The organism is Alphaproteobacteria bacterium PA2 (assembly GCA_002256425.1).
Classification (GTDB): Bacteria; Pseudomonadota; Alphaproteobacteria; order Caulobacterales; family Caulobacteraceae; genus Phenylobacterium.
On record NKIZ01000001.1, the window covers coordinates 1,361,989 to 1,388,712 of the forward strand.

Genomic DNA, 26,724 nt, shown 5'->3' on the forward strand with positions numbered 1-26,724 from the left:
CTTGTGCTCGTAGATCAGGTCCTGGCGAAGACGCAGAGCTTGTTGCCGGTGGGGTCGCGGAAATAAGCGCCATAGAAGCTGGTTGAATCTGCGGGACGGGGGCCAGGAGCGCCCTCATCGAGGCCGCCATTGGCAAGCGCCGCCTGGTGTGCGGCGTCGACGGCCTCACGCGAAGGCGCCAGGAAGGCGATCATGATCCCGTTGCCGGCCCTGGCAGGCTCTCCGTCAAAGGGCGGGCAGATATAGGTGTCGGCCTCGGCGCCCTTTGGCCCATATCCGGCCCACCCTCCCTGGAAAAAGCTGCGCTCGTGGTCGATGGCGCCGAAGACGGCGTCGAAGAAGGGAAGGGCGGCTTCGACATCCTGCGCGCCTATGGTCACGTATCCGGGCATGTTTGCATCTCCTTTGATCCTGCTTGCCATTGCGGGGAACAAAGGAAGAACAATTTCAGGCGCCCGTCAAGCAGCCAAGGCGAAGGCCGCCTTCCCGCAATGTGGAATACGACAAAACCGGACGTAGCTGAAAAATAGAACATGTTGCGAACCTGGAACAAACGAGGTACGAAGGATTCAGCGACGGGCTGGCGATGCTTTGCCGGTCGGACCCGCGGAATCATGGGATAGAGGAAGCCCAATCATGGCGAACCAATCGGCGTTGAAGCTCGTGGCAAAAGAAGATGGCGATAAGCAGCGGGCCCTAGAGGCGGCGCTGTCACAGATAGACCGGGCCTTCGGCAAGGGCTCAGTGATGAAACTGGGCGACAAGACCACCATGGAGGTCGAGGCTGTGTCCACGGGCTCCCTGGGTCTGGATCTGGCGCTTGGCATTGGCGGCCTGCCCAAGGGGCGGATCATCGAGATCTACGGGCCGGAAAGCTCCGGCAAGACCACCTTGGCCCTGCATGTGGTGGCGGAAGTCCAGAAATCGGGCGGCACGGCGGCCTTCATCGATGCCGAACACGCCCTTGACCCGGCCTATGCCCACAAGCTGGGGGTCAATCTGGATGAGCTTCTGGTCTCCCAGCCTGACACCGGCGAGCAGGCCCTGGAAATCACCGACACCCTGGTGCGCTCCAACGCCATCGACATCATCGTCATCGACTCCGTGGCGGCCCTGACGCCGCGGGCGGAAATCGAAGGCGAAATGGGCGACAGCCTGCCAGGTCTTCAGGCCCGCCTGATGAGCCAGGCCCTGCGCAAGCTGACGGCTTCGGTCAACAAGACCAAGACCATGATCATCTTCATCAACCAGATCCGCATGAAGATCGGCGTGATGTATGGCAGCCCCGAAACAACGACGGGCGGCAACGCGCTGAAGTTCTATGCCTCGGTCCGCCTGGACATCCGCCGCACCGGTTCGGTCAAGATGCGCGACGAGATCGTCGGCAACAATGTCCGGGTCAAGGTCGTGAAGAACAAGGTCGCCCCGCCCTTCCGTGAGGTCGAGTTCGACATCATGTACGGCGAAGGCATTTCCAAACTGGGTGAGATCATCGATCTGGGCGTCAAGGCCGGTGTGATCGAGAAGTCAGGTTCCTGGTTCTCGTGGAACAGCCAGCGGATCGGCCAGGGTCGCGACAATGTCCGTGAGTTCCTGAAGAACAATCGCGATATCGCTGAGCAGATCGAGGCCCAGGTGCGCGGCGCCAAGGAAGTGATCGAGGAAGAGCTTCTTGTCGGGCCAACGGCTGAAGACGACATCGACTAGGATCTGGCGTCAGCCACCCCGGTGAACCGACCGGGGTGGCGGCCTATGGCCGGGGAAATCTGCCTGCAGAGCGATCCGTGACCGTGAAGAATGGGCGTCAATCGCCGGTTTTGACGTTTTTTCCTTTTGAGCGGGCGGCAAGTTTCGTAAACGGTCGCCTCCCGCGCCCTGGCGCGACACCGTCTGCAAGTGTCCTTATCCCATGCCCAGCCTCAATGAGATCCGGTCGTCCTTCCTGGGTTATTTCGAAGCCCACGATCACCTGATTATTCCGTCTGCGCCTCTGGTGCCGCAGAACGATCCGACCCTGCTGTTCGTCAATGCAGGCATGGTGCCGTTCAAGAACTACTTCACCGGCGCGGAAACCGCCCCGGCGCCCCGGGCGGCCTCTTCGCAGAAGTCGGTTCGGGCCGGCGGGAAGCACAATGACCTGGACAATGTCGGCTATACGGCGCGGCACCACACCTTCTTCGAGATGCTGGGGAATTTCTCCTTCGGCGACTATTTCAAGGCCGGCGCGATCGAGCATGCCTGGCGGCTGCTGACCACGGAATTCAAGATTCCGAAGGAGAAGCTCTGCGTCACAGTCTATCACACCGACGACGAGGCTGCTGACCTCTGGAAGAAGATCGCCGGTCTGCCGGACGAGAAGATCATCCGTATTTCGACCAACGACAATTTCTGGTCCATGGGCGACACTGGCCCCTGCGGTCCCTGCTCGGAAATCTTCTATGACCATGGCGCCCACATCCCCGGCGGCCCCCCTGGCAGCCCGGACGAGGATGGCGACCGGTTCGTCGAGATCTGGAACCTGGTCTTCATGCAGTTCGAGCAGTTTGCGGATGGCACGCGCAAGCCTCTGCCCAAGCCACAGATCGACACCGGCATGGGCCTGGAGCGGATCGCCGCCGTCCTGCAAGGCGTGCACGACAATTATGACATCGACCTGTTCCGCACCCTGATCTCCGCCTCCCGTCAAATGGTTGGCGGCGGTGACAACGGCGCCTCGCACCGGGTGATCGCCGACCACCTGCGCTCCACCAGTTTCCTGATCGCCGACGGCGTTTCGCCCTCCAATGAAGGTCGCGGCTATGTGCTGCGCCGGATCATGCGCCGGGCCATGCGCCACGCCCACATTCTGGGCGCGGAAGAGCCGTTGATGCACCGTCTCGCGCCGGTCCTGGTGGCTGAAATGGGCGAGGCCTATCCCGAGCTTCGCCGGGCCGAACCGATGATCGTGGAGACCCTGCGCCAGGAGGAGGAGCGGTTCCGCCGCACCCTGGGCCGCGGCATGGTCCTGCTGGACGAAGCCACCGCCAGGATGGGCGATGGCGACCAGCTTCCCGGCGAGACGGCCTTCAAGCTCTATGACACTTACGGCTTCCCTCTGGACCTGACCCAGGACGCCCTGCGCAACAAGGGCATCACCGTTGATCTGGACGGGTTCGACGCCGCCATGAAGCGCCAGAAGGACCAGGCCCGGGAGGCCTGGACTGGCTCTGGGCAAGCAGCGTCAGCCGCCGAATGGTTCGCCATCCGCGAGCGCCTCGGGGCGAGCGAGTTCCTCGGCTATGATCTGGTGGAGGCTACTGGCGGCCTGCTGACCCTGGTGTCGGAAGGTGTTGAAGTTCCTGCAACCAAGGCCGGCGAGACTGTCTTTGCCGTCTTTGATCGCACGCCGTTCTATGCAGAAAGCGGCGGTCAGGCTGGCGACACCGGCGAGATCGAATGGTCCGGTGGCCGCGGTCGCGTTCTGGACACCCAGAAGCAGGCCGGCGACCTGATAGTCCACGAGGTTGAAATCCTTGAGGGCGAGCTGTCGGTGGGCCTTCAGGCCCGTCTGGCTGTCGACGCCGAGCGCCGTTTGACGACCCGCGCCAACCATTCCGGCGCCCACCTTTTGCATGCGGCCCTCAGCCATGTCCTGGGCCCGCACGTGGCCCAGAAGGGTCAGATGGTTGATGGCGAGCGCCTGCGCTTCGACTTCAGCCATGGTGGCCCGCTGACTGCTGCGGAGATCGACGCCATCGAGGCCGAGGTCAATGCCGTTGTCCGCCAGAACATAGCTGCCAGGACCGAGGAAATGGCTCCTCAAGACGCCATTGCCGCCGGCGCCATGGCCCTGTTTGGCGAGAAGTATGGGGACCTTGTCCGGGTCCTGACCCTTGGCGAGGCCCTGAACGGCGATGGCCCCTATTCGGTGGAACTGTGCGGCGGCACCCATGTGGCGCGCACGGGCGACATCGCCCTGTTCAAGATCGTTTCCGAAGGCGGTGTTGCAGCGGGTGTCCGACGCATCGAGGCCCTGACCGGCGAGGCGGCGCGTCGTTATCTCAATGACCAGGCCGCCGTTTCCAGGGCGCTGGCCGACCAGTTCAAGACACCAGTGTCAGAGGTGCTGGCCCGGGTTGAAGGCCTGGAAGCCCAGCGGCGCAAGCTGGAGAAGGAACTTGGCGAAGCCAAGCGACAGCTTGCCATGGGCGGCGGGGGCTCCGGCGGCGGCGCGTCCGAGGTCGAAGAGATTTCGGGAACCAAGGTCCTTGCAAGGATCATGGATGGCGTCGGTGGCAAGGATCTGCGGCCCATCGCTGAAGAGTTCAAGAAGCAGCTGCCTGACGGAGTCATCGTCCTGGTCGGGACGGCTGACGGCAAGGCGGCCGTGACCGTCGCTGTCACCGGTTCGGCTCAGGGCGCCAATAATGCCGTTGACCTGTGCAAGGCTGCGGTCCTGGCCCTTGGCGGACAGGGCGCCGGCGGCCGTCCCGATTTTGCCCAGGGCGGCGCACCGAACGGCGCAGCTGCGGCGGAAGGCATGGCGGCGGCCAAGGCCCTGATCAAGGGCTAGCCAACTGCAGGATTTCCGCTGACCCTTGGGTCGGAAGGAAGAACAATCCTGGAGGCGGGTCATGGCGATGGTCATTACGGCTTTTGAGCGGTCCCCGGACCGGGGGCGCGGCCTTGCCCGTGACATGCGCGTCCGATGGGCCCTGGAGGAAGTGGGCCAGGCCTATGAGGTTCGCCTGGTGTCCTTCGAGGCCATGAAGGAAGCCCCACATCTGGCTCTCCACCCCTTCGGCCAGATTCCAACCCTGGAGGATGGCGATCTCGCCCTGTTCGAGAGCGGTGCGATCGTGCTGCACCTTGCTGAACGGTACGAAGGTCTCCTGCCGCGGGAGGCCTCGGCTCGGGGAAGGGCGGTTTCCTGGCTTTTTGCCGCCCTGAATTCGGTGGAGCCATCGATCCTGGAACTTGAGACCTCACGCTTCTTCGAGACGTCCCAGCCCTGGCATCCTGCGCGATTGCCAATGGTGGAAGGGCGCGTCTCCGTTCGACTGGGGCAGGTCTCCCAGGCCCTTGCGGGTCAGGAATGGCTGGATGGCGACTTCAGCGCCGGCGATCTGATGATGGCTTCGGTGCTGATCAGGCTGAAGTCTTCGGGCCTGCTGAACGCATTTCCGAACCTTGAGGAGTATCTGGCCCGTTGCGAGGCCCGCCCGGCCTATGGGCGGGCCTTTGCGGCGCAGTTGGCCGTGTTCCAGGCCTCTGAAGCCGGGCGCCCCGGATAGGGATCAAGTCAGGCTTGCCTCCGGGCCATATCGGCGCGAGGTTTGGGGCATTGTCTCCAAACCAAATAAATTGCCTGGGAGGGCGCGCATTTCATGTCAAAGCCGGTCATCAATCCAAACGGAACCCTGAAGGGCAAGGTCGCCCTGGTCACTGGCGCCAGCCGCGGCATCGGCGAGGCCATCGCCGCCCGCCTGGCCATGGAAGGCGCCAAGGTCGTGGTTTCCGCCCGTACGGCGGCGGACGGCGAAAGCCGACTGCCCGGCACCCTGGCTGACACAGTCGAGCGCATCAAGGCCGCTGGCGGCGAGGCTGTACTGATCAAGGCTGACCTCGCCCAGGCCATTGAACGCGAGCGTCTGGTGGAAGAGGCCGAGGCCGCCTTCGGCCCTATCGACATCCTGATCAACAATGCCGCCATTACTTATTTTATGCCGGTGGTCGACTTCACCGAGAAGCGGTTCAAGCTGATGATGGAGGTGCAGGTCTATGCGCCCTTCCATCTTGCGCAGCTTGTCCTGCCGGGCATGATCGCCCGGAAATCCGGCTCCATCGTGAATATTTCTTCGCCGGCCGGCCTGCATCCCAAGCAACCCTACAGCCCCTTCCGCGGCGGGACGGTCTATGGCCTCTGCAAGGCGGCGCTCGAGCGCTTCACGACCGGCCTGGCTTCGGAAGTCCAGTCCGATGGCGTGGCGGTGAATGTGGTGTCTCCCGGGCTGGTGGATACCCCCGGGGTGGCGGTGCACGGCCTGATCAACGAGGCCTCCAAGGACCGCGTTCAGCCAATCGAGTACATTGCCGAGGCGGTCTATCAACTGGCCAAGGCCGATCCCATGACCATGACAGGGCGGATCGACTATGCCGAACCCCTGCTCAAGGAACTGGGTCTGAAACCCTCGGAACTTATCTAGTCTAGGAGGCTGTAGTCGGCGCGCCCGCTTGTGGCGCGTCGATCCGCTGCGGCCGCGCCAGATCCATGACCTGGCGGAACGGAAACAGCAGGCCGCCGGTCAGGCTATGGGGATCCTCTCCCTCGCTCTCGGCGCCATAGGCCAGGGGTCGCGTGACCCTGTCGGGCATGTAGAGCGTGCCGAACATGGCGTCCCAGATGGCCAGGCAGGACCCCATATTGTGCCCATAGTGGGCGGGATCGGAGCTGTGGTGGATATGATGGTGGGCGGGTGAGAAGAAGATCCGGCCCCAGACGCCGGTGAACCTGATGGGCACATGCGAGTGCTGCAGGTGGATCACCGTGTAGAGGAATACGACGACAATCACATTGGTCGCGCCAATGGTGAAGGAACTGACCGCATCGCCCAGGGCGGCATGCAGGGCGCCGTTTACCGCGCCCATGACCAGAACCTGGATGTTGGCGAAGATCAGGGTGTCCACCGGATGCACACGGGTCGCCGTGAGGGGAGTCAGGAGTTCGGCCGTGTGGTGAACCCTGTGAAAGGGCCAGAGGGCCGGGATCACATGCTTCAGATAGTGGTCCAGCCAGTATGAGAAGTCATAGGCCAGAAAGAGCACCAGGGTCATCACCGCCTGGGCGAGCCAGGGGTTGGCGATGAGCGGCGGATGGGGCCCCGTTGCGCCATTTACGAATGTGGTTACAGCCTGGCTGGTCTGGGGCAGGGACAGGATGGCCCAACCGATGAGGCCGCCCGCCACGAAGGTGTTGATCAGGTAATAGACCAGATCGACCCGGGTTGATCGGCTTTGCACGAACTTCTTCGGAAACAGCAGCCGCCGCCAGGCTTCCATCTGCGGAAAACGTCGGCGGGGCTTCCTGAGGGCGTAGAAGGCAATGGTGATGATCAACGCGCTCAGCAGGGCCTGGACCGAGAAGATCGAACCGGGCTGCAGCCATGTCGACAGGGTCTGCATGAGCGTCTGCGCCAGATTGTGCAGGATCATCTGAACGGTCATGGGATGGGGCGAAGTTCCGGGCGGGGCGAGACAGGCCAAACGTGACGGGGAGGCCTAAAATTGTCATTAAGGCCCCGCACTCCGCCATTCGGGATCCCGACCATGAGCTCCACGCCCCCGATCTCCGGCCCGGCGGCTTCGCCGACCTACAGGCTGGCCGCCCTGGATCAGGATTTCCTCCTGAGCGACAGCCTTCGCGGCGTCCGGTTTCATCTGGAGTATGAAAAGCCCGAACAGATCCTGCGGGCTGCAGGGATTGAGTCCACCATTGTCGTCTTCGGCAGCGCCAGATCCCATGAGGACAGTCCCGGAGATGGGGCGAGATGGTATGCCGCCGCCAGGGCTTTCGGGCGCCTGGCTTCAGAGCGGGGTGGCGCTTGTCACGGTCAGTCGCCCCTGCGCAATGTCATTGCTACCGGCGGCGGGCCGGGGATCATGGAGGCCGCCAACCGCGGCGCAAGAGACGCCGGTGCGCCGACCATCGGCTTCAACATCGCCCTACCCCATGAACAGGCGCCCAACGCCTACATCACCCCGGCCCTGACCTTCCAGTTCCACTATTTCGCCATGCGCAAGATGCACTTCGCCATGCGGGCCTCGGCGCTGGTGGTGTTTCCCGGCGGCTTTGGGACATTTGATGAGCTGTTCGAAATCCTCACCTTGCGCCAGACGCGGAAGATGCCGCGCATACCTGTGGTGCTTTTTGACGAAGCCTTCTGGCGGGAAGCTGTCGGATTTGACGCCCTGGCGCGTCGCGGGCTTATTGCCAACGAGGATCTCGACCTGTTCAGGTTTGCGGAAACGCCGGAACAGATCTGGACCTGCCTTGTTGAGCAGGGGCTGACTTAGGAGGATGACATGCGAACGGGTCTGACCTGGATGATCTGCTTGATCGTACTTGCCGGGCCAACCGCTCAGGCAGCGGAAACGGGCAGCGTTGGCCGCGCCGTCGGGCAGCCCTTCCGTGACCTCAGCCTCATTCAGGACAAGGCGCCAGAAGTGCTCAAGCGGGCCGCCGAAGGCCCCTATGACCTCACCCGGGTCGCCGACTGTGCACAGCTACGCCAGGAGATCGCCGACCTGGACGCCGCCCTCGGCCCTGATCTGGACGACCTGGGCGCCAAGAAGGGCACGACAGTGGATTCCCTGGCCGCCGACCTGATTGGCGGGGTGGTGAAGCTGCCTTTCCGCGGCATCCTGCGTCGCGTGAGCGGCGCCCAGGCTCGCGAAGAAGCCATGCGCGCTGCTGTCCTGGCCGGCATGGTGCGTCGGGGATTTCTGAAGGGCAGGCTCAGTCAACTGGCCTGTCAGCCTGACTAGACCGGGTGCACTTGCCGCCGCCAGCCATCCAGGCGGGCCTGCGCCGCATCCTGACTGATCCGGGGTTCAAACACCCGATCGTGCCGGACAAAACCTGAGGTCTCGTCGGGACCGAGCAGGCCAGCGCCCCGACCGGCGCAGATCGCTGCGCCGCAGGCTGTCGCCTCGCGCAGGGCGTGCCTTGCGACCGGCCGGCCAAGAAAGTCGGCCTGCATCTGCATCAGCAGGTCATTGCCGGTCAGACCGCCGTCGACCCGAACCACATCCGGGCGGGCGCCGAGGCCCTCAAGGTCATAGATGCGGTCGACCACTTCGCAGACCCGAAGGGCTATGGCCTCCAGACCTGCCCGGGCGATCTGTCCCGGTGTGGTGGCCAGGCTGAGGCCCGAAATCAGTCCCCGGCGTGCAAGATCGCCATGGGGGGCGCCAAGACCCTGGAAGGCCGGCAGAATGGCGAGACCGGGATCCGAGACGGCCGAGGTCGCCAGGGCCTCAAAGGCGGCATGGTTGCCCAGATTGAAGCTGCGCCTCAGCCAGTCCAGGGCTGCGCCGGCCGTGAAGATCATGCCCTCAACACAGAACCGCGTTTCGCCTGCTACGCCCGAAAGCACCATGGGCGGGAGGGTCGGTCCGCCGAACATGAACTTGCCGCCAGTCCCGACATTGACCGTGGCCGAGGTGCCATAGGTGACCTTGCAGGCGCCCGCGCCCTCTGTGCCCTGACCGACCATGGCCGCCTGCTGGTCCGCCATGTCGCCCGTGATGGGAATGGCGGCGCCGAGGACGCTTGGGTGGCAGACCGCCAGCTCGCCCCAGGAGTCGCACAGGGTCGGAAACGCCCGGATATCCAGAGCCTGCAGATCGATCAGTCGGTGGTTCCATTCCTGGGTCTGCAGGTCGAGATAGCCCGTGGGCCATGCCTGGCTGCGGTCGGTGATATGGGCGCCACGGCTAAGGCGGAAGATCAGATAGGAGTCGATATTGCCCCAGGCCAGCCGCCCCTGGGCAAGCAGGGACTCATGGTCGGGAATGGATCGCCAGACAGCTTCCAGCTTTGAAATGGCCTGCTGGGGCGAGACGCCGACGCCCATGGCCTGAAGCTCGGCAGCACGGCCGGCGCCACGCAGGTCACTCCAGACCACCAGGGGGGAGAGCGGCGCCCCGGTCTTGCGGTCCCACATGACCAGGCTGGTGCGCTGGGTGGTGACGCCGAGACCTGCGATCTCCTGGGCCGTGCGGCCGGCCCGGGTCAGGGCCTGGCCAATGACCCGCCTGGCCTGGGTCCAGACTTTCGCGGCGTCCTGTTCCACCAGGCCCGGCGCAGGGTTCTGCGTGGCGATGGCGCCGGAAGCCTGGCTCAGCAGGTCTCCACCCGGCGTGAAGAGACACGCCGTGAGGGTGGTGGTGCCCGCATCAAGACCGAGCAGGAGTTCAGGCATCGGGGATCAGCACGCCAGGATTCATGACGCCCTTGGGATCCAGGGCGCCCTTGAGGGTGCGCAGCAGGGCGGCGCCTTCAGGACCGAGTTCCCGGGTCATGTAGTCGCGCCGGACCCGGCCGATGCCGTGGTGGTGCGCCATGCTGCCGCCGCCGTCAGCCGTGGCGGTCATGATCCGCTTCCAGGCTTCGAAATAGGCGGCTTCCAGCTCTTCGGGGCCGTCCTTCTTGATGGCGAAGGTGAAGTAGAGGTTCAGACCGCTGCGATAGACGTGGGACGAGTGCGCCGAGGCGGCGCGGCATCCCGGCATCTCGGCGACCGAAGCCGTGGCGGCGTCGTAGATCCCGGCGATCCTGTCCCAGCTGGCCGAGATTTCCACGGTGTCGGCGACGATGTTGCGGCTGAGGATCTCGTCCCAACCGGCCACATGGTTCCGGTGGCCGAGCCAGTGGGCGACGATGGCGTCCGGCAGGGGCGTAAGTCCCATGGAGGCGGCCAGTTCAAAGGCTGCTGCGCGCTCCACATCCACCAGGGCGGCCGGGCCTTCGTGCACCATGATGACCGTGCAGTCGCTGGCGGCTTCGTGGAGGCGCTTGCTTTCGCGGACATCGTACTGACGCATGACCGGTGGCCGCCAGCCACGCTGGACCAGCTCCCGCTGGAAGGTGAAGCCGGTGCGCATGTCCGGGGCGGCGAAGGCCGAAACCGCCTGCTTCTCGGCGGCGCGACGCAGGGACAGGGTGACCCCGGTGATGACACCCAGAGTGCCTTCAGACCCCATCAGCATGTGACGCAGGTCAGGGCCTGCCGATGCCCGGGGCGCCTTGCCCAGGGTGACCAGACTGCCATCGGGCAGGACGGCCTCGATGGAATAGATCAGGTCCTCGATATTTCCATAGGCCGTGGAGAACTGGCCCGAGGCGCGGGTGGCGACCCAGCCGCCGACGCTGGACACGGCGATCGATTGTGGCCAGTGGCCGGTGGTCAGCCCCTGAGCGGCGACCTCCTGCTCGGCTTCCAGACCGTTCTTGCCGGCATCGAAGGTGGCCAGCAGGTTCTCCGCATCAATGCTCCGTGTGGCGTTCATGGCGCCCATGTCGAGGAGGATGGCCTCGGGGCTGGTGATGACGCCGCCGACCACGCCGCTGCCCAGGCCGAAGGGGATGAGGGGCGTTCCGGTCGCCGTGGCGATCCGCACCACGGTCTGGACATCTGCGACTGACCCGGGCCGGACGACGCAGGCGGGAGCCGGCCCTTCGGCGCCCAGGCGATCGCGGATATGGCTGACAACCCAGTAGTCGTGGCGACGGTCCTGGATCTTGTCCGTGGCGGTCAGCACCTTGGCATCGCCGAGGGCGGTCTTCAGCTGGGAAATGGCGGACATGTCAGGTACTCGCAGTCGTGGTGTTGAGGGCCGACAGGCTGTCGGCGCGGATGTCGAGGCAGGCCTTGATTTCTGAAGCCGTGCGGTCAGGGGACCAGTTCAGCAGGGTCGCCATTTCAGCGCCCATGACCGGAAGCGCAGCTTTACTGCCTTTGTCGTCGAACCAGGCGCGGTTGGAGCGGCGCACCCAGACGTCTTCGAGCTTCAGGGCGCCTTCCACTGTCACGGCATGCCGGGTTTCGGCCTCAGGCCCGCCGGCCGCGAGCGGGGCTTCGGAGCCATAAAGGGCGACAAGGCGTTCGGCTTCGAGTTTTGGCATGGTCGCGGAAAGGGTCGAGGTCACCGCCTCGACATCCAGGTCGCCGCCGGGCAGGGGCGTCGTCGCCGTCAGGGAGGCGGTCGGTTTGCGACCGATCAGTTCTTCTACCGTATCGACCACCCGCTCGGCCATGCGGCGATAGGCGGTCAGCTTGCCGCCGGCTATGGCCAGAATGCCAGCCGGTCCAGTCCAGACCTCGTCCTTGCGGGAGATTTCCGAGGCGGACTTTCCTTCCTGACCGACCAGGGGGCGGACGCCCGACCAGGCGGCGACAATGTCGGCGTCCCCCAGGGGCGCAATGCTAAAGCGCTTGTTGGTGGCCTCCAACAGATAGTCGATGTCGTCCCGGTCAATGACGGGCCAGGTATGATCCTCGGGATAGAAGGTGTCGGTGGTGCCGATATAGGTGAACCGCCCCTTGGGCACGGCGAAGACGCTGCGTTTGTCCCGGGCGCCCATGATGATGGTGCGGGAGACGGGCAGGCGGGCCTGGTCGACCACCAGGTGGACTCCCTTGGACAGCATCAGGCGGGGCTTGGCGGCGCCATCCTCAAGGCCTCGCAGGCGATCCACCCAGGGACCTGCAGCGTTGACGATGACCCTCGCGGTGATCCTGGCCCTGGCTGTCTCGCCGTTCAGGGTGTCATCCAGGACGACGCCGACGGCCTTGCCATTCTCGACGAGAATCTCGCTGACCGGTGCATAGCTCACAACCGTGGCGCCGTAGGCCACGGCGGCGCGGACATTGGCCAGGGTGAGCTTGGCGTCTTCGGTCAGGTATTCGGGGTAGGCGACCGCGCCAGTCAGGTCAGAGGCGTCAATGGCCGGTTCCCGGGTCTCGACGTCCTTGCGGGACCAGACCTCGTGCTGGCGACCCTTGGGCACCCCGCCCAGCTTTTCGAAGGCCCACAGGCCGGTGCGAAGCTTGGCTATGGCCGCCGCATTCTTGGCGGGAATGACAAAGGGGGTCATGCGGGTCAGGTGAGGGGCGATGGCTTCCACCGCCTTGCGCTCGGAAGCAGCCTCCTGGACCAGCCCCAGATCGCCCTGGGCCATGTAACGCAGGCCGCCATGGATCATTTTCGAAGATCGGCTGCTGGTGCCTGCGGCAAAATCGCGCGCTTCCACCAGGGCGACGGACAGGCCGCGCATGGCGGCGTCCCGGGCAATTCCCGCGCCGGTGACCCCGCCGCCAATGACAAGAAGGTCGAAGCTGGCGCCATCCAGGGCATCCAGAACCCCGCTGCGGTTGCGAAAATCCAGAGCTCCGGCTTGCATCTTCTTGATCCCCAGGCCCTTCGGCCATCTCGCCGCCGCCGTAGGTCCAGCGGTCGATCAGCAGTTGTTGCTATGTCTATTGGACAGGCATGAGGGTCAATCGAATAGGCGGCCGGCGACCAATTTCATTGACTGACCCTGGAGGCATTCCAAGCAAAAACATTACCTTAAGGTGTGACAGCTAGGCTGCACTTTCCTGCACCTTAGGGGGGCGCACGCATGCCGATACCTGAAACCCAATCGCCGACCTATGATCTCCTGGTCATCGGCAGTGGTCCGGCGGGCCGACGGGCCGCCATCCAGGCGGCAAAGCTGAACAAGCGGGTCATGGTGGTCGAGCGGGGGCGGCGGGTCGGCGGCGTTTCGGTTCATACCGGAACCATTCCCAGCAAGACCCTGCGCGAGACCGTGCTGAACCTTTCCGGCTGGCGGGAGAGGGAGTTCTACGGCCGCGCCTATCGCGCCAAGCAGGACATTACGGCCGAGGATCTGGGCAAGCGCCTGCAGATCACCCTCAACCACGAAGTCGAAGTGCTGGAACACCAGTTCGCCCGGAACAATGTGGACACGGTCATGGGCTCGGCCCGGTTCCTGTCCCCCAACAGCGTCGCTGTTGAAACCGACGAAGGCTCACGGATCATTGCGGCGGACAAGATCCTGCTGGCAGTCGGTACGACGCCCTATCGCCCCAGCCATATCGGCTTTGATGGGGTCAATGTCCTCGACAGCGACGAGATCCTCGACATCACCCGCATTCCCCGCCAGCTGGTGGTGGTCGGCGCCAGCGTCATCGGCGTGGAATACGCCAGTATCTTCAGCGCTCTGGATGTGAAGGTCACCCTGGTCGAACCCAATTCAGGCCTGCTGCCCTTCCTGGATCGGGAACTGTCGGAAGAATTCACCCACGACCTGCGCGACCGGGGCGTCGCCCTGCGTTTCGGCGCCAAGGTGCTGTCGGCGGACTCTGTTGGGCCCCAGGACTGTCGCGTGGTCCTGGCCGACGGCCGCGAGCTCCGGGCCGACATGGTCCTGTTCTCCGCCGGTCGGGAGGGCGCCATCAAAGGGCTGGGCCTGGAGGCCGCGGGCCTGTCCGCCGACGAGCGTGGCCGCCTGAGCGTGGACAAGACCACCTTCCAGACCGAGGTTCCGCACATCTATGCGGCCGGCGACATCATCGGCTTTCCGAGCCTCGCCTCCACCTCCATGGAGCAGGGCCGCATCGCCGCCTGTCACGCCTTCAACGAGCCGGCCCATTCGCCGCCGGAATTCTTCCCCTATGGCATCTATTCCGTGCCCGAAATCTCGACCATCGGCATGTCCGAGGAACAGGTCCGCGAGCGGGGCATACCCTACGAGGCCGGTGTGGCGAGGTTCCGCGAGACCTCCCGCGGCCACATCATGGGGATCGAGTCCGGCTTCCTGAAAATGCTGTTCGCCCTGGAGACCCGCCGTCTGCTGGGCATCCACATCATGGGCGAGGGCGCCACCGAGCTGATCCACATTGGCCAGGCGGTTCTGAACCTGGAGGGCACCCTCGACTATTTCGTCGAGAACACCTTCAACTATCCGACCCTGGCCGAGGCCTACAAGGTCGCCGCCCTCGACGCCTGGAACCGCATGCCCAGGGCCCAGTCCAGCGTCCGGACCACGGCGGCGGCCCTTGAGCGGGCGGTCAAGGCCGTCGGCGGCTAAGTCCGGACTTCCGCCGATTTGATCGGAAGTGCCCCGTTGGACTTCGTTTGGTAGTTTGACTACATATCGACTCGGAAACGGGGAGATTGCGTCATGGCAGGTTGGCGGCAGGCGCTCTTGCTGGGCCTTGGCGCTGCGAGTCTGACAGGCGTCGCCCTCGCAGATGAAGCCCCGACGATCGAGCCGGTCATTGTCACGGCCCGCCTGCGGCCGGAAAACGCCCAGTCGGTTCCAACATCCCTGTCCATCGTGGATGAGCACCAGCTGACTGCTGCCCAGACAGTCTCTCTCGCCCAGATAGCCCAGCTTGTTCCCAGCCTGAACTATGTGTCGCCCAATCCGCGCAACACTGCCTTCACCATCCGGGGCCTTGGCAGCAGCGTCATCGCCGTCTCCCAGGCCAATGACGGACTGGATCCCGGGGTCGGCTTCTATGTGGATCAGGTCTATCACGCCCGCCCGGCGACGGCTGCCTTCGACCTGCTTGACCTTGAAAGAGTGGAAGTTCTGCGCGGACCCCAGGGCACGGTCTTCGGCCGCAACACCACCGCCGGCGCCATCAACATCACCAGCAAGGCGCCCACCTTCACGCCTCAAGCCGTTGCTGAGGTCTCCTTCGGCGACCTCAGCTATCAGCAGGGCAAGCTCACAGTGTCAGGCCCCTTGCTGGCCGAAAAGGTCGCCGGCAGGCTTTCGGTCATGTCGACCCGCCGTGATGGGACCCTGCGCAACCTCACGACGGGCGGGCGGAACAATGACACCGACAGCTTCGCCATCCGCGGGCAAGTGCTGTTCCAGCTTCGCCCGGACCTCGATCTGAAGTTTTATGGCGACTACAGCCGCCTCGACTCCAACTGCTGCACCCAGGTCTATGTGGGTGTCGGAACCACCCTCAAGGCGGCGGCTCGCCAGTATCCGGCCCTGGCGGCGGGGGTCGGCTATGCGCCGGCGAGCCTCAATCCCTATGACCGGCTGACCGATATCGATGCGGCCCTGAAAGTGGACACTCACGAGGAAGGCCTGTCCGCCATTGCCGAGTGGCGCTTGCACGAAGCAGTGGTCACCTCGGTTTCCGCCTGGCGTCAGTGGAACTGGGACGCCGCCAATGACCGGGACTATACGCGGCTGTCCATCCAGACCTTGCAGCACATTCCGTCCCGTCAGATCCAGTACAGCCACGAACTGAGGATCGCCTCGTCCGGACGCCAGACCCTGGAATATGTGGCGGGGCTCTATGCCTTCACCCAGACCCAGATCGGCCGCCCCATAACGCAGTACGGGCCGCTGGCGACCTACTGGTTGCTGGGCCCGGCCCCGGCCTTTCCCGCCAATCTGCTGGATGGCTATGTCACGGATGGCCGAACCAGGCTGGATAGCCATTCCTGGGCGGTCTTCGGAGAGATGACCTGGCGCCTGGCGGAAACGGTCAGCCTGACCGGCGGCCTGCGCCATACCCGCGAGGACAAGTCGGGGATCTTTGTGTCCACCGTCTCAGGCGGCGCGACACCAGCCACCACGGCCCTCCTGAACAGCAAGCTCTCCATCCTGCGCCCGCAGTCCTACCAGGCCGCGGTCGCCGACGATGACCTCTCCGGCCGGATCGTCGCCTCCTGGGAGGTGACACCCAGGGTTATGCTCTACGCCAGCCATGCCCGGGCAGGAAAGTCGGGCGGGGTGAACATGTCAGGCCTGCCCCTGGACGGCGCCAACCAGCCGGCCCTCCATACGGCGGTGGTCCGGCCAGAGAAGAACGCCGCCTTCGAGGTAGGGGTGAAGTCCCGTCTGCTGGGAGATCGGCTGATCTTTAATGTCGATGTATTCCAGACCACCATCCGCGACTTCCAGACCAATGTGGTGGACAGCGGACCGGGCGCCCTGCGCGGCTATCTCGCCAATATCGAGCGGGTCAGGGTCAAGGGTGTGGAAGTAGAAAGTCTGGCCCAGGTGACCTCGAACCTGTCCCTGCAGGCCTCGGCCAGCTGGACAGATGGAAAGTATCTCTCCTATCGCAATGGTCCTTGCCCCCTGGAGAGGATCGGCGCCGCGACCACAGTCTGCGACCTCAGTGGAAAATCCCTGTCGGCCCTGCCGAAGACGGCCTGGTCCCTTGGTGTGGACTATGTGAAGCCGGTGCAATCAGACCTTTCCCTATTCGCCCATATGGACGCCCATGGCCGCACCAAGGTGTTCGGCGACCCGACGGGGTCCCGATACACAACACAGCCGGGCTATACGGTGGTGAACGCACGGGTCGGCCTGCGGGACCGGTCCGGCGTGGAAGTCTCGATCTGGGCGCGTAACCTGTTCCAAGCTGAGTACCTTCAGAATGTCACGGTTCAGGCGGGCAATTCCGGGCTGATCGTCGGGACGCCCGGGGATCGGAGATCCCTAGGCATGACCCTGCGGGCGTCGTACTGAGAGGGCCTCCATCGGAGGTTTCGCCATGACCCAGCCGTCGTCCCTTTCCGCCGGGCTCGTCCTGCGCAGGGTGGGGCAGAGTGCTGTGGGCGCCGAGCGCATCGCCTTGCTGGAGGCCCTGGGCGTCCATGGCTCCATTACCGGCGCCGCTGCCGCTGTGGGCCTCAGCTACAAGGGCGCCTGGGACGCGGTTCAGGCCCTGAACAACCTTTTTGACCGGCCGCTGGTCGCCAGCCAGGCTGGCGGCAGCCGTGGCGGTTCCGCCGTTCTGACGGAGGAGGGGCGAGCGGTGATCTCCGCCTTTCGCGCCATTGAAGGCGAGCTGGCCCAGGCCCTGGCCGCCGTCGAGAAGCGTCTGTCCTTTGAAGGAGACAGGGCCCCCCATGACTGGCTCTGGAGTCTCGCCATGAAGAGTTCAGCCCGCAATGTCCTGCGCGGCGTTGTCGAGGCCATTGCGGATGGCGCCGTCAATTCAGAGGTCACCCTGTCCATTGGCGGAGAGGCGCGGATCGTGGCGGTGGTGACGCGTCAAAGTGTTGCCGACCTGGGTCTGGCGCCGGGGGTTCCGGCCATGGCCCTGATCAACGCCAGCTTCATCATCCTGGCCCCCGCCTCGGACGGGTTGCGCACCTCGGCCCGCAACAGCCTGGCGGGGATTGTCACGGATATCGCCCGCGGGGCCGTCAATGACGAGGTCACCCTGCAGATCGCCGACGGCAAGTCCCTGTCCGCCACTGTCACCCACGAAAGTGTCGAGGCCATGGATCTGGCCGTGGGGTCACGGGTCCTCGCCCTGATCAAGGCCTCACATGTGATCCTGGCCACCGGCTAGGCCTTGCCTTGGGCGGCAAACCCGGCCTTGATCGTCCCTTCCAGTTGCGGGACGAGATGATGCGGATATTGGCTTTGGCGGGGATGCTGATGGGCTTGAGCGTGGGCGCGGCGCAGGCTGAGAAACTGACCCCCGAGCGGGTGTTTTCCGGTCCCGACCTTTCGGGCCCGCGGGCCCGTGGCGTCAGCCTGTCTCCCGACGGATCCATGGTCACCTATCTGAAGGCCAAGACCGACGATCCCCGTATGACCGACCTGTGGGCCGCCGACGTCAAGGGCGGCGCCCCGCGCATGCTGATCGACGCCCGGGCCCTGATCCCCAAGGACCGCGAACTCTCCGAAGCCGAGAAGAGCCGCCGGGAGCGGCAGGGCGTCCAGACCCGGGGCGTGGTCGCCTATGACTGGGACGATGAGGGCCGTTTCATCCTGGTTCCGGTGGAGGGCGATCTCTGGCTCTGGTCCAGGGCCGGAGGCCAGGTGGCGCGGCTGACCAACAGCGCCGATGACGAGATCGACGCCAGGGTCTCGCCCAAGGGCCGGTTCGTGTCCTTTGTCCGCAATGACAACCTCGTCCTGATCCCGGCGTCTGGCGGTCCGGAGCGGGCCCTGACCACGGGCGGCGATGAGTTGCACAGCTGGGCCACGCCGGAATTCATCGCCCAGGAGGAGATGGACCGTCAGACCGGTTACTGGTGGAGCCCGGACGAAAGCCGGATCGCCCTGACCCGCGTCGACCAGACCGGCGTAGATGTGGTCGAACGGGCCGATGTCGGCGCCAGCGGTGCTGTCATTGTCAGCCAGCGCTATCCCCGGGTCGGCAGGCCCAATGTCGCCATTGAGCTCTTCGTGGCTGATGTGGCCACCGGGCGGATGGTGCAGATCGACCTGGGTTCCGACAAGGACATCTATCTGGCGCGGGTCGACTGGTCGAAGGACGGCAGGACCCTCTATGTCCAGCGCCAGACCCGGGATCAGCGCAGGCTGGACCTGCTGGCCGCCGATGTCGCCACAGGCGCGACGAAGGTGGTCCTTACCGAGACCAGCCCGCACTGGGTCGACCTCTCTGATGATTTTCGGCCCCTTAAGGATGGCGGCTTCCTGTGGTCGTCGGAAAAGAGCGGCTGGAAACACCTCTACCGGTATGACGCGGCGGGCCATGAGGTTGCGCAGGTCACCCGTGGCGACTGGCCGGTGGACGCCATCCAGGGGGTGGATGAGGCCAGGGGTCAGGTCGTTTTCACCGCCAACAAGGACACTCCCATCGAGCGGCGTCTCTGGACGACCTCGTTTCTCAAGCCAGGCGAACCGGCGGCCCTGACACCGGCTGGCGGCTGGTGGACGGTCAAGGTGGCCAGGGCTGGCGGCGCCTTCGCCGGAACCTATGAGGACCCAGCCACGCCGCCGCGAACGGGCTTTTACGACCACAGCGGAAAGCTGGTGCGCTGGATCGAGGAAAACCGGGTCGGGGAGGGGCATCCCTTCGCCCCCTATGTGGATCGCCTGCGCACCCCGACCTTCGGAACCGTCAAGGCGGCGGATGGCCAGGATCTGTGGTGGTCCATGCGCACGCCGCCAGGCTTTGATCCGAAGAAGTCCTATCCAGCCGTCCTCAAACTGTATGGCGGACCTGGCAGCGCCCTGGTGCGCAAGGTCTGGAACGATCCGGGCGACCAGCTCTATCTCGAGGCCGGGTTCATCCTCTTCACCCTGGACAACCGCGGCACGCCCAACCGGTCTGTGGCCTTCAAGACCGCCATTGACCGGCGCCTGGGCCAGCTGGAAGTCGAGGATCAGCTGGCTGGTGTCACCCACCTGAAGGGCCTGCCCTTTGTGGACCCCGCCCGGATCGGCGTCACCGGTTGGTCCTATGGCGGCTATATGACCCTGATGCTGCTGACGGCGCCGAATTCACCCTTCGCAGCGGGTGTTTCGGGGGCGCCACCCACCGACTGGACCCTCTACGACACCCACTATACCGAGCGCTATATGGGCACGCCGAAGGACAATCCTGCGGGCTATGCCGCCTCGGAGGTCACTGCCAGGATCGGCCAGCTGAAGCCCGATCACCTGATGCTCATGCACGGCATGGCCGATGACAATGTCACCTTCGACAACTCCACCCGGCTGATGGCTGCCCTTCAGTCAAAGTCCGTCGGCTTCGAGACCATGCTCTATCCCGGCCTTCGCCACCGGGCGGGCTGGACCCAGGCCCACCTGCTGCATCGCGCCAGGGCGACCCTGGATTATTTCACCCGCAAACTTCATCCGACCCCTGCGCACTAGGCGGATCAGGATTAGGCTCATTTCAATCTCAGATTTTTCGGGGGTTCCCATGCGATTTTCGACCACATCCTTCATCGCCCTGATTGCGGCGGCGGCCCTGTCGGGGCCGGTCATGGCCCAATCAGCCCGCGAGAAGGCCTTCGACGCCCAGATCTCGAACACCGAAATGGTCGACTGGATGAAACGTCTGGCGGCCGAGCCCAGCCATGTGAGCGCGCCAGCCGCCAAGGGGAATGCCGAGTGGGTCCGCGACCAGTTCAAGTCCTGGGGCTGGGACACCCGGATCGAGACCTTCCAGGTGCTCTATCCGACCCCATTGTCGGTCAATCTGGAAATGGTCGGCCCCACACCTTTCAAGGCGACCCTGACCGAGGCGCCAGTCCCCGGCGACGCGTCGTCCAGCCGGACCAAGGACCAGCTGCCGGCCTATGTGGCCTTCCAGGGTGACGGCGATGTCACCGGTGATCTGGTCTATGTGAATTTCGGCATGCCCGATGACTACAAGGCCCTGGAGCGCATGGGCGTGTCGGTGAAGGGCAAGATCGTCATCGCCCGCTATGGCGTCGGCTGGCGGGGGCTGAAGCCCAAACTGGCCCAGGATCACGGCGCCATTGGCTGCATCATCTATTCCGATCCCCAGCAGGACGGTTATGGCACTGACGACGTCTATCCCAAGGGCGGCGGACGTCCGGCCCAAAGCTTCCAGCGTGGATCGGTGGCGGACATGCCACTCTATCCCGGTGATCCCCTGACCCCTGGCGTCGGCGCCACGGAAAAGGCCAAGCGGCTGAAGCGCGAAGACGCCCAGACCATCCTGAAAATCCCGGTCCTGCCCATCTCCTATGGCGACGCCCAGCACTTCCTGAGCGCCCTTGAGGGCAATGTCGTCCCGGCCTCCTTCGTGGGCGGCCTGCCCATCACCTATCATGTGGGCGGCAATGACGCGGTGAAGGTCCATCTGGCGGTGAAGTCGGAATGGAGCCTCAAAACGATTTACGACGTGGTCGCGGTGATGAAGGGTTCGGAACAGCCCGACCAGTGGGTCATGCGCGGCAATCACCGGGACGGCTGGGTGTTCGGCGCCGCCGACCCAATCAGCGGCCATGTGTCCCTGATGGCCGAGGCCAAGGCCATCGGCAAGCTGGCTGCCGAGGGCTACAGGCCCAAGCGCACCTTGGTCTATCTGAGCTGGGACGCCGAAGAGCCCATGCTGCTGGGCTCCACCGAGTGGGCCGAGACCCATGCCGAGGAGTTGAAGGCCAAGGGCGTCGTCTATCTGAACACCGACGGCAATGAGCGGGGTCAGTTCGGCGCCGAGGGCAGCCACGCCTATGAGCACTTCGTCAATCAGGTGATCGGCGACGTCCAGGATCCACAGACCGGCGTCTCGGTCGCCAAACGCCTGCGGGCCTCACTGCAGGTGGAAGGCGCCCAGACGGGCGCCAGTGGCCGCGCCGTGGCGGCGGCGAAGGTCGCCGCGGATCCTGACCGCGACCTGCCGATCGGCGCCCTGGGATCGGGCTCGGACTATTCCAGCTTCATCGGCCATCTGGGCCTGGCCGCCATCAATTTCGGCTTTGGCGGGGAGGGGAATTCCGGCGGGGTCTATCACTCGGCCTATGACACCTGGGAGCATCACCTGGCCTTTGACGATCCGGGCCTCGCCTATTCGGGCGCCCTGGCCAAGGTCGGGGGGCGGCTGGTCATGCGGATCGCGGACTCCAACCTGCCGGTTCAGCGTTATGGCAATTTCGCCGAGACGGTCGCCACCTACAGCGACGAGATCAAGCGGCTGGCGGACGCCAAGCGCGAGGCCCAGCAGGTGCAGGCCCGGCTGATCGCCGGCGACATGTACAGGCTGGCCGACGATCCCAAGCGGACCAATGGTCAACCGACACCCCTGGCGCCGGTTCCCTATTTCAACTTCGCGCCCCTGGACAACGCCATCGCCCACCTGAAGCGCAGCGCCAAGGCCTATGACCAGGCCCTGGCGGCCAGGGGCGGGTCCCTGTCGCCAGCGACCCAGGGCAAGCTGTTCGAAATGCAGCGTAGTCTTGAAATGGTCCTGACCAATGACATCGGCCTGCCGGGGCGTCCCTGGTACAAGAACCTCGTCTACGCTCCTGGCCGCTTCACCGGCTATGGCGCCAAGACCCTGCCGGGCGTTCGCGAAGCCATCGAAGAAGAACGCTGGGCTGACGCCGACAGGTATTCGGTCCTGACGGCCCAGGCCCTCGACGCCTATGCCTCCCGGCTCGACGACGCGGCCAAGCTGATCAACGGCGGCTGACCATCAACGAAAAAGGCCCTCTCCGGGAGGAGAGGGCCTGATTTCAGCTGAAGCCAGTTGGTCGGATTATTTCGCGGCCAGGGCCTTGTCGAGATTGGCGGCCACCTTGTCGATGAAGCCCTCGGTGGTCAGCCAGCCCTGGGTGTCGCCCACCAGCAGGGCGAGGTCCTTGGTCATGGAGCCGCTTTCGACGGTCGAGACGCAGACCTCTTCCAGCACCTTGGCGAAGTGCGCGAGCTCGGCGTTTCCGTCGAGCTTGGCGCGGTGCTGAAGACCACGGGTCCAGGCGAAGATCGAGGCGATGGAGTTGGTCGAGGTGCTCTCGCCGCGCTGATGCTGGCGGAAGTGACGGGTGACGGTGCCGTGGGCGGCCTCGGCCTCCATGGTCTTGCCGTCCGGCGTGATCAGCACCGAGGTCATCAGGCCCAGCGAGCCGAAGCCCTGGGCGACCTGGTCAGACTGGACGTCGCCGTCATAGTTCTTGCAGGCCCAGATGAAGCCGCCGGACCACTTGAGGGCCGAAGCCACCATGTCGTCGATCAGGCGGTGCTCATAGGTGATGCCGGCTTCCTTGTAGCGGGCTGCGTATTCGGTCTCGTAGACTTCCTGGAAGATGTCCTTGAACCGGCCGTCATAGGCCTTGAGGATGGTGTTCTTGGTGGACAGGTAGACCGGGTACTTGCGGTCCAGACCATAGGTCAGCGAGGCGTGGGCGAACTCGCGGATGGAGTCCTCGAGGTTGTACATGGCCATGGCCACGCCAGCGCCCGGATAATCGAACACTTCATGCTCGATGACCTGGCCGTCCTCGCCGGTCCACTTGATGCTCATCTTGCCCTTGCCGGGCACGACGAAGTCAGTGGCGCGATACTGGTCGCCGAAGGCATGGCGGCCGATGATGATCGGCTGGGTCCAGCCCGGGATCAGGCGCGGGACGTTCTTGCAGATGATGGGTTCGCGGAACACGACCCCGCCCAGGATGTTGCGGATGGTGCCGTTGGGCGACTTCCACATCTTCTTGAGTTTGAATTCTTCCACCCGGGCTTCGTCCGGGGTGATGGTGGCGCACTTCACGCCCACGCCGTACTTCTGGATGGCTGCGGCGGAGTCGAGGGTGACCTTGTCGTCGGTCGCGTCGCGATGCTCCATCCCCAGGTCGTAGTAATCCAGATCAATGTCCAGATAGGGGAAGATCAGCTTGTCCTTGATCCACTTCCAGATAATGCGGGTCATCTCGTCCCCGTCGAGGTCGACGACAGGGTTGGCGACTTTGATCTTGGCCATGAGGGATTGGCGCTCCGGAAGCGTAGCTGACAGTTACAATCGCATATAACGGGCGTCGGGCGATGCGCAAAGCTTGAGTGCGTCTGACCTTGCCTAAACTGCGCACAGGTCGGAAAAGCGGGAATGACCTCGCAGCCCCCCTGTATCATCCTCGACAAGCCGCAGATGGGCGAAAACATCGGCGCAGTAGCGCGCGCCATGGCCAATTTCGGGCTTTCTGACCTCAGATTGGTCAATCCAAGGGATGGATGGCCCCAGGAAAGGGCCTGGGCGACGGCGTCCGGCGCCGAATGGCCCCTGAATGCGGCGCGGGTCTATGACAGCGTCGAGGCGGCGATTTCCGACCTGCATCTGGTCTATGCGACCACAGCGCGGCCCCGGGAGCTGCAGACACCGATTCTCACCCCGCGGGAGGCCTGCGCCGAACTGGTGCGGGAGGTCAGCGCAGGCCGGCAGGTCGGTCTGCTGTTCGGCGGCGAGCGGGCGGGGCTGGAAACCGCCGATATCGCCCTCTGCCAGTCTGTGGTCACCCTGCCGATTGATCCGAGGTTCCGGTCGCTGAACCTGGCCCAGGCGGTGATCATCCTGGCCTATGAGTGGCGGATGAGCCTGACGGCCGGGGTCCCGCCGGCCTTCCGGGATGCGCCTGCGCCAGCCGAGGCCGCCGCCATGCTGGGCCTCTATGAGCATTTCGAGAACGAGCTGGACGCCGCCGGCTTCTTCCACCCGCCGGAAAAGAAGCCCTCCATGGTGCAGAACCTGCGTTCGGCCCTGGCCCGGGCCCGGTTCTCTGATCAGGAAGTCCGCACCTTCCGGGGTGTGGTCACCGCACTCTCGAAGGGGCGTGGCCGCATGCTGGAAAAACTCGTCAAGAAGACCGTTCAGGGGAGCCCGAAATGAGCACTGACAAACTGCATGACCTGAAGGTCGCCGCCGCTACAGCCTGGCGGTTCACCCTGCCGCTGATCGAGATCTCGACCACCCGCAGCCGCGGTCAGATGAATGGCTCGCAGATGAATGTCTTTGGCCACATGCGCCGCTTGGCCGATCACCGGGCCCGGGCCGTCACCACGCCCAACAATGACACCTTCTATTCCACCGCCCAGGTCGACCTGTCCCAGGGGCCGGTCACCGTCACCCTGCCACCGACGGGGGATCGCTACCTGTCCCTGCAGCTGATGGACGCCTACACCAACTCCTTCGCAATCCTGGGAACCCGGACGACGGGCAATGAGGGCGGGACCTTTACCCTGGTCGGCCCACGGGATGCTGCGGAAGGCGCTCAGGTCGTGCGCTGCCCGACCAATCATGTCTGGGCCCTGGCGCGGATTCTGGTGGACGGACCCCATGACGTCGATGCGGCCAAGGCGGTCCAGCAGGGCATTTCCATGCAGGGCCCCGCCACAGAAACGCCAGGACCCTTCGCCCATCGCGGCGCCGGATGGCAGGACTATTTCGCCTCCGCCGCCCAGCTGATGAAGCTCAATCCGCCCATTGTGACCGATCGCACCGAGCTGGCGCTAATGGCCCCGCTCGGCCTGGACGACTTCAGGCCGGAGCGGTTCTCGCCCGAAGAGGTCGCCGCCATCGAGGCCGGCGTCGCCGAGGCCAAGTCAGCTTCCAAGCGGGGCGGACTCTCCGGCGCAGGCTTTGTCGAGGGCTGGTCCTATCCCGCTGCGCGGCTTGGAGACTTCGGACAGGACTATGCCCTGCGGGCTTCCGTCGCCGTTTCAGGACTGGCCGCCCTGCCGCCCATCGAGGCCATGTACATGCGGGCCAAGGGAGATCTGCCGGGCGGACTGTTTGAAGGCCTGCGCAACTGGCGCCTGCATTTCCCGGCCGACGCCCTGCCGCCGGTCCATTCCTTCTGGTCCCTCAGCCTCTATGAGGCCACCGAGGACGGGCAGTTCTACTTCACGGACAATCCGATCAACCGCTACGCCATTGGCGACCGCACCGAAGGCCTGACCTGGAATGCCGACGGCTCCCTCGACATCTGGATCGGCCACGCCCAGCCGGAAGGTGACCGGGCGGCGAACTGGCTGCCGGCGCCGGAGGGGCCCTTCGCCCTGTTCATGCGGGCCTATCTGCCAAAGCCTGAACTGCTGGATGGCGGCTACCGTTTCCCGGCGGTCCAGCTGGCCGATTGACCTGAAAGGTTGACTCAGGGCCCGGGGCGAAGCATACACCGCGCCTTCGCGCCTGGGGGCTTGCCCTTCGGGACCGCGAACCTATGACGGGATGATGCGCCGCCGCCGTTGAAATTGCGTCTCCAAATATGGAGGGGCCGGCTCGCGTCAAATGAAGAGAGACGACACATGTCGAAGCGCCACTCGGCGAAGTACAAGATCGACCGGCGGATGGGCGAGAACATCTGGGGTCGCCCGAAGTCCCCGATCAACACCCGCGCCTACGGCCCTGGCCAGCATGGTCAGCGACGCAAGCAGAAGGTCTCCGATTTCGGCCTGCAGCTCCGCGCCAAGCAGAAGCTGAAGGGCTATTACGGCAACCTGACTGAAAAGCAGTTCAGCCGCACCTATACCGAGGCCGCCCGTCGCAAGGGCAACACCTCCGAGAACCTGATCGCCCTGCTGGAAAGCCGCCTGGACGCCATCGTCTATCGCGCCAAGTTCGTGCCGACCGTGTTCGCGGCCCGTCAGTTCGTGAACCACGGCCACGTCCTGGTGAACGGCAAGCGCGTCAACATCGCGTCCTACCGCGTGAAGGTCGGCGACGTCGTCTCCGTCCGCGAGCGCTCTAAGAACATGGCTCTGGTCCTCGAAGCCCTGCAGTCCAGCGAACGTGAATTCGCCGACTATGTGGAAGTGGACGTCAAGGCCATGTCCGCCACCTTCCTCCGCGCGCCGGAACTTTCCGAAGTTCCCTATCCGGTGAAGATGGAACCCAATCTGGTCGTCGAATTCTACGCGTCCTAATCGGCGCCGGACTTCGAAGACGTCTCAAGGGCCCCGGTGCAAACCGG

General features: G+C 64.7%; 20 protein-coding genes. 14 read left to right on the plus strand and 6 right to left on the minus strand.

Annotated elements, in window-relative coordinates:
- Positions 1-14: 14 nt before the first annotated feature.
- Positions 15-392 (minus strand): lactoylglutathione lyase, encoded by a 378-nt coding sequence (locus CFE28_06590; protein OYU69697.1) that lies wholly within the window; start codon positions 390-392, stop codon positions 15-17.
- 244 nt (positions 393-636) lie between these two features.
- Between CFE28_06590 and recA the strand changes: the two genes are divergently transcribed.
- The 4 genes from recA (at position 637) to CFE28_06610 (ending at position 6,185) form a co-directional block, all read left to right on the plus strand.
- The gene (recA, locus tag CFE28_06595; GenBank protein OYU69698.1) at positions 637-1,707 is read left to right on the plus strand and encodes a recombinase RecA; all 1,071 of its coding nucleotides are present in this window, start codon (positions 637-639) and stop codon (positions 1,705-1,707) included.
- Between the two features lie 202 nt (positions 1,708-1,909).
- Entirely contained in the window at positions 1,910-4,552 is a 2,643-nt protein-coding gene (locus CFE28_06600; protein ID OYU69699.1) for an alanine--tRNA ligase, read from the plus strand.
- 61 nt (positions 4,553-4,613) lie between these two features.
- On the plus strand, positions 4,614-5,273 hold the full coding sequence (locus tag CFE28_06605) for a glutathione S-transferase (protein ID OYU69700.1): 660 nt from the start codon (positions 4,614-4,616) through the stop codon (positions 5,271-5,273).
- Positions 5,274-5,366: 93 nt separating this feature from the next.
- Entirely contained in the window at positions 5,367-6,185 is an 819-nt protein-coding gene (locus tag CFE28_06610; GenBank protein ID OYU69701.1) for a short-chain dehydrogenase, read from the plus strand.
- 1 nt (position 6,186) lies between these two features.
- Here the strand turns inward: CFE28_06610 and CFE28_06615 are convergent, their stop codons facing one another.
- Complete coding sequence (locus CFE28_06615; GenBank protein ID OYU69702.1) at positions 6,187-7,203, minus strand: sterol desaturase; 1,017 nt, start codon at positions 7,201-7,203, stop codon at positions 6,187-6,189.
- Positions 7,204-7,305: 102 nt separating this feature from the next.
- Between CFE28_06615 and CFE28_06620 the strand changes: the two genes are divergently transcribed.
- Together CFE28_06620 and CFE28_06625 are read left to right on the plus strand one after the other, a co-directional pair.
- Positions 7,306-8,052 carry a Rossman fold protein, TIGR00730 family gene (locus CFE28_06620; protein OYU69703.1) on the plus strand — a complete coding sequence of 249 codons (747 nt, stop codon included), beginning with the start codon at positions 7,306-7,308 and terminating at the stop codon, positions 8,050-8,052.
- Positions 8,053-8,061: 9 nt separating this feature from the next.
- Positions 8,062-8,523 carry a hypothetical protein gene (locus tag CFE28_06625; protein OYU69704.1) on the plus strand — a complete coding sequence of 154 codons (462 nt, stop codon included), beginning with the start codon at positions 8,062-8,064 and terminating at the stop codon, positions 8,521-8,523.
- Here the strand turns inward: CFE28_06625 and CFE28_06630 are convergent.
- The 3 genes from CFE28_06630 to CFE28_06640 are packed head-to-tail and all read right to left on the minus strand — an operon-like array spanning position 8,520 to position 12,943.
- Entirely contained in the window at positions 8,520-9,962 is a 1,443-nt protein-coding gene (locus tag CFE28_06630; GenBank protein OYU69705.1) for a hypothetical protein, read from the minus strand. The genes CFE28_06625 and CFE28_06630 overlap by 4 nt on opposite strands.
- Positions 9,955-11,346 (minus strand): hypothetical protein, encoded by a 1,392-nt coding sequence (locus CFE28_06635; protein OYU69706.1) that lies wholly within the window; start codon positions 11,344-11,346, stop codon positions 9,955-9,957. Before CFE28_06635 ends, CFE28_06630 begins: the two co-directional genes overlap by 8 nt.
- A gap of 1 nt (position 11,347) precedes the next feature.
- On the minus strand, positions 11,348-12,943 hold the full coding sequence (locus CFE28_06640) for a glycerol-3-phosphate dehydrogenase (protein ID OYU69707.1): 1,596 nt from the start codon (positions 12,941-12,943) through the stop codon (positions 11,348-11,350).
- A gap of 219 nt (positions 12,944-13,162) precedes the next feature.
- Here CFE28_06640 and CFE28_06645 point away from each other — a divergent pair, with 219 nt between their 5' ends.
- The 5 genes from CFE28_06645 to CFE28_06665 all read left to right on the plus strand — a co-directional run bounded on the left by CFE28_06645 (position 13,163) and on the right by CFE28_06665 (position 22,457).
- On the plus strand, positions 13,163-14,635 hold the full coding sequence (locus CFE28_06645; protein ID OYU69708.1) for an NAD(P)(+) transhydrogenase (Si-specific): 1,473 nt from the start codon (positions 13,163-13,165) through the stop codon (positions 14,633-14,635).
- Positions 14,636-14,728: 93 nt separating this feature from the next.
- The gene (locus CFE28_06650; GenBank protein ID OYU69709.1) at positions 14,729-17,053 is read left to right on the plus strand and encodes a TonB-dependent receptor; all 2,325 of its coding nucleotides are present in this window, start codon (positions 14,729-14,731) and stop codon (positions 17,051-17,053) included.
- Between the two features lie 25 nt (positions 17,054-17,078).
- On the plus strand, positions 17,079-17,885 hold the full coding sequence (locus tag CFE28_06655; protein ID OYU69710.1) for a molybdenum-dependent transcriptional regulator: 807 nt from the start codon (positions 17,079-17,081) through the stop codon (positions 17,883-17,885).
- Between the two features lie 59 nt (positions 17,886-17,944).
- A complete protein-coding gene (locus tag CFE28_06660) occupies positions 17,945-20,167 on the plus strand; it encodes a peptidase S9 (protein ID OYU71591.1) in 2,223 nt (740 codons plus the stop codon).
- Positions 20,168-20,279: 112 nt separating this feature from the next.
- Complete coding sequence (locus CFE28_06665) at positions 20,280-22,457, plus strand: folate hydrolase (GenBank protein OYU71592.1); 2,178 nt, start codon at positions 20,280-20,282, stop codon at positions 22,455-22,457.
- Positions 22,458-22,523: 66 nt separating this feature from the next.
- Here CFE28_06665 and CFE28_06670 read toward each other — a convergent pair whose 3' ends face one another.
- Entirely contained in the window at positions 22,524-23,741 is a 1,218-nt protein-coding gene (locus CFE28_06670; GenBank protein OYU69711.1) for an isocitrate dehydrogenase (NADP(+)), read from the minus strand.
- A 123-nt stretch (positions 23,742-23,864) separates the two neighbouring features.
- Here CFE28_06670 and CFE28_06675 point away from each other — a divergent pair, with 123 nt between their 5' ends.
- The 3 genes from CFE28_06675 (at position 23,865) to CFE28_06685 (ending at position 26,677) form a co-directional block, all read left to right on the plus strand.
- Entirely contained in the window at positions 23,865-24,641 is a 777-nt protein-coding gene (locus CFE28_06675; protein OYU69712.1) for an rRNA methyltransferase, read from the plus strand.
- The gene (locus CFE28_06680; GenBank protein OYU69713.1) at positions 24,638-25,891 is read left to right on the plus strand and encodes a phosphatidylserine decarboxylase; all 1,254 of its coding nucleotides are present in this window, start codon (positions 24,638-24,640) and stop codon (positions 25,889-25,891) included. Before CFE28_06675 ends, CFE28_06680 begins: the two co-directional genes overlap by 4 nt.
- A gap of 168 nt (positions 25,892-26,059) precedes the next feature.
- Positions 26,060-26,677 (plus strand): 30S ribosomal protein S4, encoded by a 618-nt coding sequence (locus CFE28_06685; protein OYU69714.1) that lies wholly within the window; start codon positions 26,060-26,062, stop codon positions 26,675-26,677.
- Positions 26,678-26,724: the final 47 nt, after the last annotated feature.

What these genes read in the sequence shown, in the direction of transcription:
- CFE28_06600 (OYU69699.1), top strand. Translation starts at nt 1,910, where the DNA reads ATGCCCAGCCTCAATGAGATCCGGTCGTCCTTCCTGGGTTATTTCGAA.
- CFE28_06670 (OYU69711.1), bottom strand. Translation starts at nt 23,741, where the DNA reads ATGGCCAAGATCAAAGTCGCCAACCCTGTCGTCGACCTCGACGGGGAC.
- CFE28_06675 (OYU69712.1), top strand. Translation starts at nt 23,865, where the DNA reads ATGACCTCGCAGCCCCCCTGTATCATCCTCGACAAGCCGCAGATGGGC.
- CFE28_06620 (OYU69703.1), top strand. Translation starts at nt 7,306, where the DNA reads ATGAGCTCCACGCCCCCGATCTCCGGCCCGGCGGCTTCGCCGACCTAC.
- CFE28_06610 (OYU69701.1), top strand. Translation starts at nt 5,367, where the DNA reads ATGTCAAAGCCGGTCATCAATCCAAACGGAACCCTGAAGGGCAAGGTC.
- CFE28_06685 (OYU69714.1), top strand. Translation starts at nt 26,060, where the DNA reads ATGTCGAAGCGCCACTCGGCGAAGTACAAGATCGACCGGCGGATGGGC.
- recA (OYU69698.1), top strand. Translation starts at nt 637, where the DNA reads ATGGCGAACCAATCGGCGTTGAAGCTCGTGGCAAAAGAAGATGGCGAT.
- CFE28_06635 (OYU69706.1), bottom strand. Translation starts at nt 11,346, where the DNA reads ATGTCCGCCATTTCCCAGCTGAAGACCGCCCTCGGCGATGCCAAGGTG.
- CFE28_06645 (OYU69708.1), top strand. Translation starts at nt 13,163, where the DNA reads ATGCCGATACCTGAAACCCAATCGCCGACCTATGATCTCCTGGTCATC.
- CFE28_06630 (OYU69705.1), bottom strand. Translation starts at nt 9,962, where the DNA reads ATGCCTGAACTCCTGCTCGGTCTTGATGCGGGCACCACCACCCTCACG.
- CFE28_06625 (OYU69704.1), top strand. Translation starts at nt 8,062, where the DNA reads ATGCGAACGGGTCTGACCTGGATGATCTGCTTGATCGTACTTGCCGGG.
- CFE28_06640 (OYU69707.1), bottom strand. Translation starts at nt 12,943, where the DNA reads ATGCAAGCCGGAGCTCTGGATTTTCGCAACCGCAGCGGGGTTCTGGAT.
- CFE28_06650 (OYU69709.1), top strand. Translation starts at nt 14,729, where the DNA reads ATGGCAGGTTGGCGGCAGGCGCTCTTGCTGGGCCTTGGCGCTGCGAGT.
- CFE28_06615 (OYU69702.1), bottom strand. Translation starts at nt 7,203, where the DNA reads ATGACCGTTCAGATGATCCTGCACAATCTGGCGCAGACGCTCATGCAG.
- CFE28_06590 (OYU69697.1), bottom strand. Translation starts at nt 392, where the DNA reads ATGCCCGGATACGTGACCATAGGCGCGCAGGATGTCGAAGCCGCCCTT.
- CFE28_06665 (OYU71592.1), top strand. Translation starts at nt 20,280, where the DNA reads ATGGCCCAATCAGCCCGCGAGAAGGCCTTCGACGCCCAGATCTCGAAC.
- CFE28_06605 (OYU69700.1), top strand. Translation starts at nt 4,614, where the DNA reads ATGGCGATGGTCATTACGGCTTTTGAGCGGTCCCCGGACCGGGGGCGC.
- CFE28_06680 (OYU69713.1), top strand. Translation starts at nt 24,638, where the DNA reads ATGAGCACTGACAAACTGCATGACCTGAAGGTCGCCGCCGCTACAGCC.
- CFE28_06660 (OYU71591.1), top strand. Translation starts at nt 17,945, where the DNA reads ATGCGGATATTGGCTTTGGCGGGGATGCTGATGGGCTTGAGCGTGGGC.
- CFE28_06655 (OYU69710.1), top strand. Translation starts at nt 17,079, where the DNA reads ATGACCCAGCCGTCGTCCCTTTCCGCCGGGCTCGTCCTGCGCAGGGTG.